This is a genomic window from Bacillus cabrialesii (genome assembly GCF_004124315.2).
Classification (GTDB): Bacteria; Bacillota; Bacilli; order Bacillales; family Bacillaceae; genus Bacillus; species Bacillus cabrialesii.
The window spans coordinates 1,477,717-1,490,093 of the sequence record NZ_CP096889.1 but is presented as its reverse complement, the minus strand read 5'-3'; the positions used below and the strand labels follow the sequence as shown (position 1 = coordinate 1,490,093).

The window sequence follows — 12,377 nt, the reverse complement described above, 5'->3', positions numbered from 1 at the left end:
TTACTTCACAATATTATATCATACAGCCGTACTTGTCATCTGACAAGCACGGCGTACTAACACCCTTATTTTTCAATCTTCACAATGTCTTCTTGCTCTCTGTTGACTGAGCCGCTTGCTTTAATGCTGACTGTTTCTCCTTCAGCAAGGTTTGTAAACACAATCGGAGTCATGAGAGACGGTACATTCGGTTTGACTGCGTCCAGATCAACCTCAAGAAGTTTTTGCCCAGGTTCAACGCGGTCTCCTTCTGATACGAAAGACGTAAATCCTTCGCCCTTCAGGCTGACAGTATCAATACCAAAGTGGATCAAAATTTCTCTTCCACCGTCGGATTGCAGGCCGATCGCATGTTTCGTCGGGAACACATTTAGAATTTTTCCTCGAACCGGTGATACGACAATACCTTCAGAAGGGAGAATCGCAAAACCGTCACCCATCATTTTTCCTGAGAAGACTTGGTCAGGAACATCGGTAATCGGGTGAATGTCCCCGGTAATCGGAGAAACGAAAACTTCATCGCCGATTTCATTTTGCAGCGGTTCTGCAATGACTTCCTCAACCTGCTGTCCTACTTCCTCTTGAGCAGATGTTTTCGGTTCAGGTCTTGGTTTGCGTCCCGCAATGATGTCTTGCATTTGTGTTTTTAAACCGTCAGAACGCGGTCCGAAAATAGCCTGAATGTTATTGCCGACTTCCAGCACCCCGGATGCGCCAAGCTGTTTCAGACGGTCTTTATCAACCTTTTTCTGATCGTTTACAGTCACACGCAGACGAGTGATACAAGCATCAAGGTGTTTGATGTTCTCCTGGTCACCCATTGCCTGAAGGATCTCATAAGGAAGATCTCCTGCTTCACCTGTTTTCCCAGGTGCTGCTGTTTCAGCCGCAGCATCCTCGCGTCCCGGTGTTTTCAGATTAAATTTGCGGATCGCAAATCGGAATCCGAAGTAGTAAATGACCGCAATCCCTAAGCCGACAGGGATAACAAGCCACCATGCCGTCCGGTTTGGCAAGATGCCGAATAGGAAGTAGTCAATTAAACCGCCGGAGAATGTCATACCAATCTTAACATTCAACAGCTGCATAACCATGAATGAAAGGCCCGCAAACACACAGTGAATCGCAAACAGGACAGGAGCTACGAATAAGAATGAGAATTCCAATGGCTCTGTAATCCCTGTTAAGAAGGATGTCAAGGCCGCTGAACCCATAATACCTGCAACGAGTTTTTTATTTTGCGGTTTTGCTTCATGATAAATCGCAAGCGCCGCAGCAGGCAGACCGAACATCATAAATGGATATTTACCCGTCATGAACGTACCTGCTGTTAATTGTACGCCGTCTTTAATCTGCGCCATAAAGATACGCTGATCCCCGCGGATGATTTCCCCTGCTGCACTCTTATAGCTGAAGAATTCATACCAGAACGGCGAATAGAAAATGTGGTGCAATCCAAATGGAATAAGCGAACGTTCAATCACCCCGAAGATAAACGCAGCAAGGGTTGGATTCGCTTCCACTAATCCTGTTGAAAAGGCATTCAATCCATGCTGGATCGGAGGCCAGATCACTAACATAATAAGACCCAGAATCAGTGCAGAAATTGACGTAATAATTGGAACGAAACGTTTGCCCGCAAAGAAACCAAGATATTGCGGAAGTTCAATTGTGTAAAATCTGTTAAACAATAATGCAGCTAACACACCGACGATAATACCGCCGAACACGCCTGTCGCCAAAGTAGGTATACCAAGCATGTTTACATATGCAGGATGGTTTTCCGTGAAGAACTTGGCTCTTTCAATTGAATCGGAAGGAATGGTTCCGTTTGCAAGAAGAACCGCACTCATGGATACGTTCATTACCAGATAACCGATAATCGCCGCAATCCCTGCAACTCCATCACCGTTGGCAAGCCCGATGGCTACACCTACTGCGAATAGAAGCGGAAGGTTATCGAAAACAATCTGCCCAGCACTTTCCATAACACCCGCTACGAGCTGAACATTGTCATTGCTCAAGAAATGCAGGACTTGAATCATGTCCTTATTTTGCATCGCATTCCCAATCGCAAGCAAAATACCCGCAGCCGGAAGGATCGCAACTGGAAGCATAAGCGCACGCCCAATTTTTTGAAGAACGCCGAATAATGCTTTAAACATAAGAATTGACCTCCTCTTTTTACTAGTCTGACCTTACAGCTAAAAATCATGACAACGAATTCAAAGGCGTAAGTCTTCCAGTTTAACCGTTTACATTTGCCCTTTTACACAACAAAAAGGGCATGAGCAAAATTGGGTGCGCAAAAGAACGAGAATGGACTTCCCGTTTTTTCCCCTCAATCACTCATGCCTGATCGGATCAGTAACACGTTATAAGGATAAACTGAATTTATGAAATTTTATTGGTTAATCGGTACAGATGAAGCGTCAGGTAAACCGCTTCCGCCTCATGAACTGGTTTCTTCAATGTTTGCTGCAAGATTTTAATCAATTTCCAAGCTGTATTGTAGCATAGCGGATATTCATTTTTCAATAATAACATTAATTTTTCTGGTTCTTTAGTCGGTTCGTCTTTTTTAATTCTTTCTATTGTAAATCTGATATGCCGGATCAGCCGCAAATAGTTGACACTTTCCTTGTTTACTTTCATTTGGAACGCGTCTTCAATCACCTCAACAAGCTGCGCCATCAGCTGAGAGTGCTGATTGACCTCGGACAGCGGACGGTTTGTCAGAGCTGAATGGATATGCAGGGCGATAAAACCGATTTCTCCTTCCGGAAGACAAATTCCCGCTTTTTCATTAATCATCTCGATGACTTCTGTGGCAATTTGATATTCCTCCGGATATAGCGACTGAGTCTCCATTAAAAATGGGTTTTTCATATCAAAGCCCTGCTGTTGCCTTTTGATCGCAAATGCGATATGGTCTGTCAGCGCAATGTGAATATGTTCATTTAATGAGTGGTTCGTCCTATTGCTGATGTGATAAATGACATCGTTTGAAATATCAACGAGCTTTTCGTCCACATAGTCAAGGAGCTTTTTAAACTGCTTTTGTTCCTTCTCGTCTTTTAAAATGAACATTTTATCGTAGCTTTTATCTTCAATGACATCATCTTGTTTTTTTCCGAAACCAATACCTTTTCCGATTAAAACGACTTCGCTGTATTTATGATGAGAAGCAATTAATACGTTATTATTCAGTACCTTTTTCACTGTGAAGGACCCATTCACGATCCTCAGCTCCTTTGTCATTCAATACCTCATATCGTACATAACGAACAGAATGCACGTCAAACCTTTTTTCAATGCTTTCACTAAACAGTCGATCTTTCGATGAGACGGTAATCCAGAACTTTCCTTTCAATCGACTGCCCCTGAATTCTTTTTTTCAGCATAGCAAACGCCTGCTTTCCCATTTCCTTTGTCTGAATATCAATCGTTGTGATATCAAGCGCTTGGCTGATTTCGTGGTTATCAACGCTTAAGATGGCAAGCTCATCCGGCACCTTTACTAACTGGGCTCTTGCTTCAAGTAAAAGCCCTGCTGACACTTGATCATTGGCAACAAAAATAGCCGTCGGCTTTTCCTTCCACTTTTTCCACTTATGAAAAAGCGCCTTCCCGTCATTAATTGTAATCGCTTTCTCAACCACCCAATCTTCACGAAACACCTCGCCGATCTCTTCTAATGCTTCTTTATAGGCCTTGATTCGAAAGTGGCTGTTCATGCCTTTTTTTCTTGCCAGACAGATGGCTATTTTTTTGTGCCCTTTGGCCATTAAATAGTCCAAGCCATACCGGAATGCTTGTTGGTGAGGAATGCTGATGGTTGGAAAACGGCTGATATCGGAATTCTGGCAAAGCAATATCGGACCCTCCCATTCCATGAGTTTCTCATCAGCAAGCGCCTTTGAACAAAAAATTAATCCGTCAACCTGGCGCTGCTTTAACTGGGACAGCGCAAACATTTCTTTCTGTACATCATAGCTTGTTTGGAATAAAGAGAGGTGAATCCCGGATTCCGCGGCTGCGTCGGCTATTCCTGCAATCAGCTCTGCAAAATAAGGCAGGCTAATCGTCGGCAAGACTACGCCAATCATGTTTGAACATCCTTTCGACAAATGGACGGCGTGGATATTTCTCGTGTACTCCAATGCTTCCATTGCTTCAAGCACTCGATTTCTTTTGTCTTCACTAACGTAAGGATGATTGTTTATGACTCGGGAAACCGTTGTAACGGAGACACCGGCTTTTTCTGCAATGTCTTTAATATTAGCCATAGATTCCCTTCTTTCTAAATCCCCTTGATCTGGAATGCGTTTCATACAATATGATAGGAACGTACCAGACATATTTTATGTTTTTTGCTGAAAGGAGAAGATCACATGGGTTTCTTCATTTTAATTGGGTTATGTCTGACTGTTCTAGGCGGCAGCTGTCTTGCTGTAAAACCTCTCAACCAAAAACATGAAATTAAACCTTTTCGAACATTTGATGATTTTTTTATTTAATGCAGATAAAAAAGGACGATGTCGAGAACAAAGTCCTTTTTTACTTCCTGTTACGGCAGTATGATTAATTCCTTCGGATATTGGGTCAGAGCAACCGCACCGTCCTTTGTTACATGAACGTCATCCTCAATGCGCACGCCGCCGATCTCAGGCACATAAATCCCCGGTTCGATCGTGTAGACCATACCTTCCTGCAAAAGCGTATCGTTAGCTTGGCTCATTGATGGGTACTCATGGACAGAAATTCCGAGCCCGTGTCCCAGCCGGTGAGGAAAATAATCACCGTATCCCGCCTTTTCAATGATTCCGCGGGCTGTCAAATCCAGATCTCCGATTCTGACACCGGGTTCGCTTGCCTCAATCGCGGCTTTTTCCGCTTGAAGCACAGTCTCGTAAATGTCCTCTTGCTTCGGATTGATGCTCTTGTATGCAAACGTTCTTGTAATATCAGAGCAGTACCCGTCAAGAATAACACCGAGATCAAATAAAACAAAATCACCTTTCTTCAGTGTGGCTGTACCTGGATTTCCGTGAGGCTGGCCTGATTTTTCCCCAAATAGAACCATTGTGGAGAAAGACATGCCCTGAATTCCTTTTTTCTTCAGCTCATACTCGATTTGAGCGAGCACTTCCACTTCACTGATGCCTTCACGCAAAGCGGCTGTGCCGACTTCAACACCATAATCAGCAAGCTTTGCCGCCTCTTTCAGCAAACGAATTTCATCGTCTTCTTTAATCAAGCGAAATTGATTGAGTGTTTCTTCTGCTGATACAAATTGAGCCCCGCCGGCTGAATGCTTCAGCTGTTCTGCGCGCGATAGTGAAATTGAATCCTTTTCTACCGCAAGTGTATGTATACTGATGTTTCGCTTTTTCAAGGCTTTCTCTATCAGCTCCCACGGATTTTCATGATCCGCATAGCCAATAATTTCATGATTCCAGCCTGCGTTGCGGGCCTGACCTGCTTCCATTCCGGGGCAAACAAAAAAAGGCTCCTCTTCTTGAAAAATAAATAAACCCATTAATCTTTCATGCGGCTCTGTGTAAAAACCGGTTAAATAAAAAACATTTTCTTTCGTATGAATAAATGCTGCAGTATGCCCCGCTTCCTTCAGCCATGAAGAGACGCGTTGTATTCTATTCACTTCTTGTTCCTCCCTGCCATTTGCAATGGATTGTTCTGTCTTCTATTGTAACAGGTTTTACCGTGTTTGCCTTTGGCGGCGCCTTCATTTTCCTGATCCATTTTATTTCCTGCTCCTCTTCCTGTATACTGACAGTAGACTTCAATCGCAGGGAGTTGTTCCGTTTTGCTGATGAATTTTTTCAGAAGAAAAGCAGTTATGCTCTTAACGGTTTTGGGAATTTCCGCTCCTTTTATCGGCATGAAGATGGTCGGCTTTTATTATTACAGCTCTATCATAGGCTGTGCAGCAGGTTTCCTATGCTGCATCCTCGCTCTCATCATAGTAATGAAAAGATCTGCTAAAGACAATAAAGAAGGAAAAGCTTGATACATAAAAAACCAGCAGCCCCATTGGACTGCTGGTTTTATTTTAGGAGTCTTAACCCGTTTAATATGACCAAAATCGTACTTCCCTCATGACCAATCACGCCAAATGGCAATTCCATCACCTGCAAAAAGTTTGCACAAATCAGCAGGCAGATCACAGCTAGAGAAAACACGATATTTTGTTTGATAATCCTGTTCATTTTCCGTGACAAGCGGCACATGTTTACGAGCTTTTTCAAATCGTTTTGCATGATTACCATATCAGCGGTCTCAAGAGCGACATCTGTTCCCCCGCCCATTGCAATGCCGACATCGGCCGCTTTGAGTGCCGGCGCATCATTGATTCCGTCACCGACCATTGCAATCGTTCCGAATTCTTCTTTTAACCGTTTAATTTCATTTACTTTTTGGTCAGGCAGGCACTCTGCCGCAACAGTTGTCATTCCGGCTTCCTTCGCGATCGCTTGAGCCGTGTCCTCATGATCCCCTGTCAGCATGGCCGTTTTAATCCCAAGCCGGTTTAGTTCTTCCATAACCTCTTTTGCTTCAGGCCTGATTTGATCTTTCAGTGCGATACAGCCTGCTATTTGATCATCCTTTTTCACAAATACAATCGTATGGCCGCTTTGAATCACATCTGATGCCGTTTGGTCTATGAATTGCGCCGCCATTTGCCCGCCAATAAAACCCGCTTTACCGATCTTCCATTTCGCGCCTGACACTTCTGCCGTAACGCCAAACCCTGATGTTTCTTCTATAGATATGTAGCCGGACTGATTCACGCCGCGGCTTTCAGCGTACGTTGTTATCGCTTGAGCGAGCGGATGGCTGGATTGCGTTTCGATCGCATAGACGGCCTCAAGAACCTCCGTTTCACTGAATCCTTCTGCGATTCTGATCGTCTCAACGGCAGGCTGGCCTTTTGTTACAGTGCCCGTTTTATCAAAGGCGACCATTTGCACAGCGCCAAGCTGTTCAAGAAAGACGCTTCCTTTTACAAGCATGCCGCTGCGGGCGCCATTTGAAATCAAGGAGAGCGCCGCCGGCATAATAGAGGCGACAAGCGCACAAGGTGAAGCGACAACCATAAACACCATTGCGCGGTAGAAGGTTTCACTCCAGCTCCAGCCGAGCGCAAAGTGCGGCACGAATAACAAGAGACCCACCGCGATCAGCACACCTTTTACATAAGCATTTTCAAATCGTTCGATGAACGCCTGTGCCGGTGACACACTGTTTTGCGCAGATTCAACCAGTTTGATAATTTTTCTGAATAACGAATCTTGATTTGCTTTCGTGACACGGACGGTCAAGGAGCCGTTGCTATTCACAGTTCCCGTAAATACAGCGTCGCCGGTGTTTTTTTCTACAGGCATTGATTCACCTGTTAATGCTGACTCGTCAAGGCTTGTTGAGCCCGATTCTATGACACCGTCTGCCGCTACGCGTTCTCCTGGCTTGATCACAATCATGTCACCAGCCTGCAGGTCCGCAACCGGAACTCTTTCGGTTTCGCCATTCACCATCAGTGTTGCTTCTTCAGGCTCAAGCTTCATTAAAGATGTTAAATCTCTGCTGCTTTTATTCATCGTATATGTTTCTAAAGCGCCGCTTAAGGAAAAAATAAATATTAAAATTGCACCCTCTGCCCAGTATCCGATCAAGGCGGAGCCAATGGCAGCGAAAATCATTAGAAGTTCTACATTCAGCGTCTTGGATTCGAGTGTTTCTTCGATTCCTTCCTTTGCTTTCGCAAATCCGCCGATGACAAAAGCCAGCAAGTAGAGTGTTATGGATACTACTTGATGTCCGGATAGGAGCCAGCCTGCTAAAATAAGAGCCCCTGATACAAGAGCTGCAATAAGCTCCGCATGCTGAAGCCACTTTTTTTCTGTCTGGTCTGTTTGTAATGGCTCGTGCGGATCACGTTGAACGATAACTTGTTCATTCATATTGAATTCTCCTCTCTAATTGAGAACGTAAATCATTTCATTTCTCTTATAAAAAACAAAATCGCCGCCTAAAAGGCAGCTTTATCGTCAGTTATTTCTTGATGTCTTCTTTTATTATAGCATGCACAATGAGAATTTCAATTATAATTATTTTAATTTCTTTTTGATAATAATTATCATTAGTGGCGAGTCCATTCTCCATGATACAGAAAAAGCTGAGAGCCATGCTCTCAGCTATTCTTCCGTCCATTCTTTCAGTTGTTCCGCCGTCATCGGGCCAATTTTCGTTTTTTCAATTTCTCCCTTTTCATTCAGCAAAAACGATGTCGGGATCGTGATGATGTGATACTCCTTCATCAATTCTCCTTTTGAGTCAAGAACAATCGGGAACGTCAGCTTGTTTGCTTTAATAAAGTCTTCAACGGCTTGCTGATTTTGCTCCGAGTTCACTAAATTCACCGTTACCAGCTTTACGCTGCCGGATGGATGGGCATCATAAAACGATTGAAACTGGGGAAGCTCCTTTTTGCAGGGCGGACACCATGACGTCCAAAAATGCAGGATGGTTTTTTGCCCTTTATTCGGGATCGAGATATCCTCCCCTTCTATCGTTTTCATAAGAAAAACAGCGGGAGCTGCAGGCTGTTTTTCCTCAGCGGCTGCCGCATCTGGAAACCATGCAATCATCCCCAATAACAAAAGGCATACAGTCAGCAAGCGCTTCATCAACATGGAATCTTCCTTTCATGCTTTTCAATTAGCTTGCCCCTGCTTTTTCTTTATCATCCTTCAATTCGCGGCGTTCTGTTTCCTCCCGTAAGGAAAACAGATACCCGCAGCGCTTTGCAGATCGTAGCATAGTGAAGACTCGTCAGCAAAATCATGCCGGTGTTCATTCCCAAGATAATCCCGAGCATTTGCAGATTTTCCATTGACCCCAGTACATACATCATACTTAGCGCAACGATATGGCTCCACACATTGTGATAAAAAGCCTCTTTTACAAACCCCATCCCGATTAAGCACGCCTGCAGCGGCATGACAAACAGGTGAAAGAGAAAGTAAGGCCACAACAGCTGCAAGTAATACTGCGCTTCAGGAGAGTGAAAAAACAGATGAGTGAGAGGCCCCGCAAACTGGAACATGATCCAGACAGCCGGTATGCCGTAACCAAACGTAATGAAAATCGACTGCTTCAGCCTTTTTAATACGATGTCATACTGCGAAAGCGCATAAGCTTCCGAAATACTCGGTATCATGACGACCATTAACGAATGGGCAATAAAAGCGGGAAACGATCCTATCGTCACAGCCACTCCGGCCAGCATTCCATATTGATCGATCGCCGCTGTCCCGGCAACGCCCGCTGCCAAAAGCGCTCCTTTTACTAAAAAGGGTTCAATCGCGTTGACAACCGCATGAAAAATGCGCAGTCCTGTTGTAGGAATGGAAACGGCAAGCAGTCTTTTCCTCACATCCTTTCCGCGCAAATGAATGTGCTGCTGGCCGGATATCGCTCGCCTCGCTATGATAAATTGTGAATATAAATAAACAAGCACGACCACATCACTTACGACTAAGACAAACAAGGAAATCAACACAGCCATGTCCAATTCAAATGAGTACCATTGAAAAAAGAGGAATAAGCACAAGAGCTGGATGATTTTTTTCATCACATTGGCGATTGCGATCTTCCCCATTTTCTGCACACCCATAAAGTAGCCCCTGGCGATTGAAGTAAAAGCGACAACAGGAATTAAGCCGATGACAATCCCCTTAATAAACGGGTGGTATGTATCAAATACCGGAATAAAAGGAAGCGCAATACTGGCGGCGGCAGTAGAAAAGGCTGTAAAAACGGCCGTCATTCTGAAAGCGTGCCTCAGCATGCTTTCATGAAGCTTAGGGTTTGATTCGGCAATGAATTTAGAAATCGAGATCGGCAGTTCCAGGCTTGCGATGACAATAATTAAAAAAATCGTAGGCAAAATACTCATATAAAGCCCCATCCCGTGCTCGCCAAGCTCTCGCGCCAAAATCATATTCACGACAAATTCAAGGCATTCAGCGAAAAAGGCGGCAATTGATAAAAGAATGATCCCTTTCACAAATCGATTCATGATGTCTCTCCTTGTCTCTTGTACTACCAACATCATATGAGACAAGTTCAAAAATTATTTTATTTTTACCCTTTATATGAAAAAAAGCACAGCTGAGACAAATTGTCTCTTCTATGCTTAGATGGCAAAAACGTGCCTGCCGATTTTTTCTACGATCTTTCTTGATCGAATCCAATCATCTGACGCTGTTTTCGGATTATAAAAGAATATGGCGTCTGTTTCTCTATTTTTTGATGACAGCGCTTCTTCGGCAGCAGCAATCGATTCTTTATCAGGCTTTTGATTGATGCTTCCGTTTGCGACCGGCTCAAAGGCGTTTTCCTGATAAATAACCCCTCTAATGGTATCAGGAAAACCTTTATTCTCCGTCCTGTTCAGCACAACGCTTGCTACAGCTACCTTGCCTTTATAGGATTCTCCCTTAGCCTCTGCGTGAACGAGACGGGACAGCAATTCTTTTTCAGATTGTGTATATGTCTCTTTCTTATCAGTTGTTTTGGCTGGCTCGTCTTTCTCTTTCTTTTCAGTGTGTGCTGATAGCTTAATCGGCTTTATTTTTTTCTGGTCCTTATCAGCAGACAGTGAAGGGAAAGATTCATCTCTGTCTCTATCTATATGTGTAAGCCATTTCGCTTCTTCATGTTTTGTCTTCTTTGTGCTCAGTAGTGAAGCTTGTGTATGTTCAATTTTTGCTGCAGGCATGAAACAAAGAAGAAAAACAGCCAGAGCAGTGAATTTCGTCGTCATACAGTTTCCTCCTTAAAGTGCTCAAAAAACACTTCATAACCTTAACAAGAGATCAATTCATTTTCACGGAAAAAGATTTTCCAACTCTCCCAAGGAAGCATCAGGATGGAATATACCGGATGACAGGCTGATTAATGGAAGGAAAACAGCCTGAAATTCTATAAATCTTGTAAATATAAAACGCATTTATCCATTTTTGGCGATTTACATTTTATTTACGCCTGTTACAGCTGAGTGTCATAAAGGGCCTTCATGTTGTCATATATGATAAAAAGGCTTCTCACGGATGAGAAACCTTCAGCTTCTTGGCTGTTCTAAGTATTGAAAGATGACATCTCCGCCTTGCTGGGCAATTCCTCGGAAATGTTTAAAATCAGCTTGTTTAGATAACACGGCCCTGAAATCCAGGAAATGCTCTTTCTGGACTCTCAGTTCGTTTATTGCGCCGGTGCGCAGCTGTTCAATCAGTTCTGTAATCTCTTCGGGACGCAACAAAAATTCCCCCTTTTTCTTTCTTTGACGAAAATCAATATATCATCTTTAAAGCGTCAGGACAATTCATTAGGGAGATAAAACTCCTTATCGCTTTACTTCTCAATAAAAATACTGCAAAATACTTTCAAAAGGCATTATTATGTTTAAAGGAGAGGAAGCTTGTGAAAATCGCTAAGGTTGGAAACGTCATTGAATTTAAAAATGGATTGACCGGTGTTGTTGAAAAAGTAAATGAGAATTCCGTTATCGTTGATGTGACGATCATGGATAACTATCGGGATCTTGAGTTAGATTCATTGACAGTTGTTAATCATAAAAATTATAAGATCATCAAAGACTCCTATTAAAACCTCCTTATATCCACAATCATTCGAAAAAACTGCAAGACGGACAATTAAACACCTTACATATGAAATTCGCTTTCTCAAAAGCTGCCGGCCGGCAGCTTTTTTACATAAAAAACACCGATCAAGAATCGGCGTATTTGTCTATTTCCGTTATTTCTATATAAAACTCGCTTACAGATCCTGGTTCGTACAGGTTGGTCAATGACGTTGAATAATTTGTTATTTCACCCTGGAAAGCAAGATTTCGTTCCGGAACCTCGACGTTAAACGTTTTTTCATACAACAGGACAGCGATATCATGATAAGTCTCACTCGTAACGTTTAGGGTAAATGAAATTTTGCGCTTCGGCTCGCTTTCCTCTTGATATGCAGCTATTTCTAACGTTACATCGTTTAATCGCAATGTCTTCACTTCGTATCACTCCTTTTTAGTCCATGCATCTTAGCATATCTTAGCGAACGTTTACAATGAATCTGTTCTGAACAGTTATGTTAACCAATTCTTTAGAAAAGACACCTTTACAAACATATGTTCGATAAACTATAATAAAACAGACGAGCTGCCATCCAGCATCCCGTCTTTTCATTAGAAAGCGGCGAGTGGAATTCCCCCCGGATTCACTCGTCTTTTTTCACATAACTCCTCATCAATGTATACGATTTCAGGACTTTTTTGATGATGA

13 protein-coding genes are annotated in these 12,377 nt (G+C 43.1%); 2 read left to right on the top strand and 11 right to left on the bottom strand.

All coding sequences use genetic code 11. The features are described from left to right. Window positions 1–65: 65 nt before the first annotated feature. From ptsG to EFK13_RS07720, 5 genes are all read right to left on the bottom strand, one after another. Window positions 66–2,165 (bottom strand): PTS glucose transporter subunit IIABC, encoded by a 2,100-nt coding sequence (gene ptsG, locus EFK13_RS07740; RefSeq protein WP_129505878.1) that lies wholly within the window; start codon window positions 2,163–2,165, stop codon window positions 66–68. Between the two features lie 229 nt (window positions 2,166–2,394). Then, window positions 2,395–3,261: a glucose PTS transporter transcription antiterminator GlcT gene (gene glcT / locus EFK13_RS07735; RefSeq protein WP_129505879.1), complete on the bottom strand. Its 867-nt coding sequence runs from the start codon at window positions 3,259–3,261 to the stop codon at window positions 2,395–2,397. Between the two features lie 62 nt (window positions 3,262–3,323). Continuing rightward, entirely contained in the window at window positions 3,324–4,289 is a 966-nt protein-coding gene (locus EFK13_RS07730; protein ID WP_129505880.1) for a LacI family DNA-binding transcriptional regulator, read from the bottom strand. 281 nt (window positions 4,290–4,570) lie between these two features. Further along, the gene (papB, locus tag EFK13_RS07725; protein WP_129505881.1) at window positions 4,571–5,665 is read right to left on the bottom strand and encodes a di/tri-peptidase; all 1,095 of its coding nucleotides are present in this window, start codon (window positions 5,663–5,665) and stop codon (window positions 4,571–4,573) included. Further along, the gene (locus EFK13_RS07720; RefSeq protein ID WP_248894271.1) at window positions 5,658–5,810 is read right to left on the bottom strand and encodes a hypothetical protein; all 153 of its coding nucleotides are present in this window, start codon (window positions 5,808–5,810) and stop codon (window positions 5,658–5,660) included. The genes papB and EFK13_RS07720 overlap by 8 nt, the downstream gene beginning before the upstream one ends. 20 nt (window positions 5,811–5,830) lie before the next feature. Between EFK13_RS07720 and EFK13_RS07715 the strand changes: the two genes are divergently transcribed. After that, window positions 5,831–6,034 (top strand): hypothetical protein, encoded by a 204-nt coding sequence (locus EFK13_RS07715; RefSeq protein WP_064813063.1) that lies wholly within the window; start codon window positions 5,831–5,833, stop codon window positions 6,032–6,034. Between the two features lie 37 nt (window positions 6,035–6,071). Here EFK13_RS07715 and pfeT read toward each other — a convergent pair whose 3' ends face one another. From pfeT to EFK13_RS07690, 5 genes are all read right to left on the bottom strand, one after another. Beyond that, window positions 6,072–7,985, bottom strand: coding sequence for a metal-transporting ATPase PfeT (gene pfeT, locus EFK13_RS07710; protein WP_129505882.1), 1,914 nt, complete (start codon window positions 7,983–7,985; stop codon window positions 6,072–6,074). Between the two features lie 234 nt (window positions 7,986–8,219). Beyond that, the gene (gene stoA, locus EFK13_RS07705) at window positions 8,220–8,717 is read right to left on the bottom strand and encodes an endospore biogenesis thiol-disulfide oxidoreductase StoA (RefSeq protein ID WP_129505883.1); all 498 of its coding nucleotides are present in this window, start codon (window positions 8,715–8,717) and stop codon (window positions 8,220–8,222) included. A gap of 50 nt (window positions 8,718–8,767) precedes the next feature. Beyond that, a complete protein-coding gene (gene ykvU / locus EFK13_RS07700) occupies window positions 8,768–10,105 on the bottom strand; it encodes a sporulation protein YkvU (RefSeq protein ID WP_129505884.1) in 1,338 nt (445 codons plus the stop codon). Between the two features lie 117 nt (window positions 10,106–10,222). Further along, window positions 10,223–10,852 carry a cell wall hydrolase gene (locus tag EFK13_RS07695; protein ID WP_129505885.1) on the bottom strand — a complete coding sequence of 210 codons (630 nt, stop codon included), beginning with the start codon at window positions 10,850–10,852 and terminating at the stop codon, window positions 10,223–10,225. 297 nt (window positions 10,853–11,149) lie between these two features. Continuing rightward, complete coding sequence (locus EFK13_RS07690) at window positions 11,150–11,344, bottom strand: hypothetical protein (RefSeq protein ID WP_064813073.1); 195 nt, start codon at window positions 11,342–11,344, stop codon at window positions 11,150–11,152. A gap of 164 nt (window positions 11,345–11,508) precedes the next feature. Between EFK13_RS07690 and EFK13_RS07685 the strand changes: the two genes are divergently transcribed. Beyond that, window positions 11,509–11,694 (top strand): YkvS family protein, encoded by a 186-nt coding sequence (locus tag EFK13_RS07685; protein WP_003218620.1) that lies wholly within the window; start codon window positions 11,509–11,511, stop codon window positions 11,692–11,694. Between the two features lie 121 nt (window positions 11,695–11,815). Here the strand turns inward: EFK13_RS07685 and EFK13_RS07680 are convergent, their stop codons facing one another. After that, a complete protein-coding gene (locus EFK13_RS07680) occupies window positions 11,816–12,106 on the bottom strand; it encodes a DUF3219 family protein (protein ID WP_129505886.1) in 291 nt (96 codons plus the stop codon). Between the last annotated feature and the right edge of the window lie 271 nt (window positions 12,107–12,377).

Coding starts and splice junctions, on each gene's coding strand:
- EFK13_RS07695 (WP_129505885.1), bottom strand. CDS start 10,852: ATGACGACGAAATTCACTGCTCTGGCTGTTTTTCTTCTTTGTTTCATG.
- glcT (WP_129505879.1), bottom strand. CDS start 3,261: ATGACAAAGGAGCTGAGGATCGTGAATGGGTCCTTCACAGTGAAAAAG.
- stoA (WP_129505883.1), bottom strand. CDS start 8,717: ATGTTGATGAAGCGCTTGCTGACTGTATGCCTTTTGTTATTGGGGATG.
- ptsG (WP_129505878.1), bottom strand. CDS start 2,165: ATGTTTAAAGCATTATTCGGCGTTCTTCAAAAAATTGGGCGTGCGCTT.
- EFK13_RS07730 (WP_129505880.1), bottom strand. CDS start 4,289: ATGGCTAATATTAAAGACATTGCAGAAAAAGCCGGTGTCTCCGTTACA.
- pfeT (WP_129505882.1), bottom strand. CDS start 7,985: ATGAATGAACAAGTTATCGTTCAACGTGATCCGCACGAGCCATTACAA.
- ykvU (WP_129505884.1), bottom strand. CDS start 10,105: ATGAATCGATTTGTGAAAGGGATCATTCTTTTATCAATTGCCGCCTTT.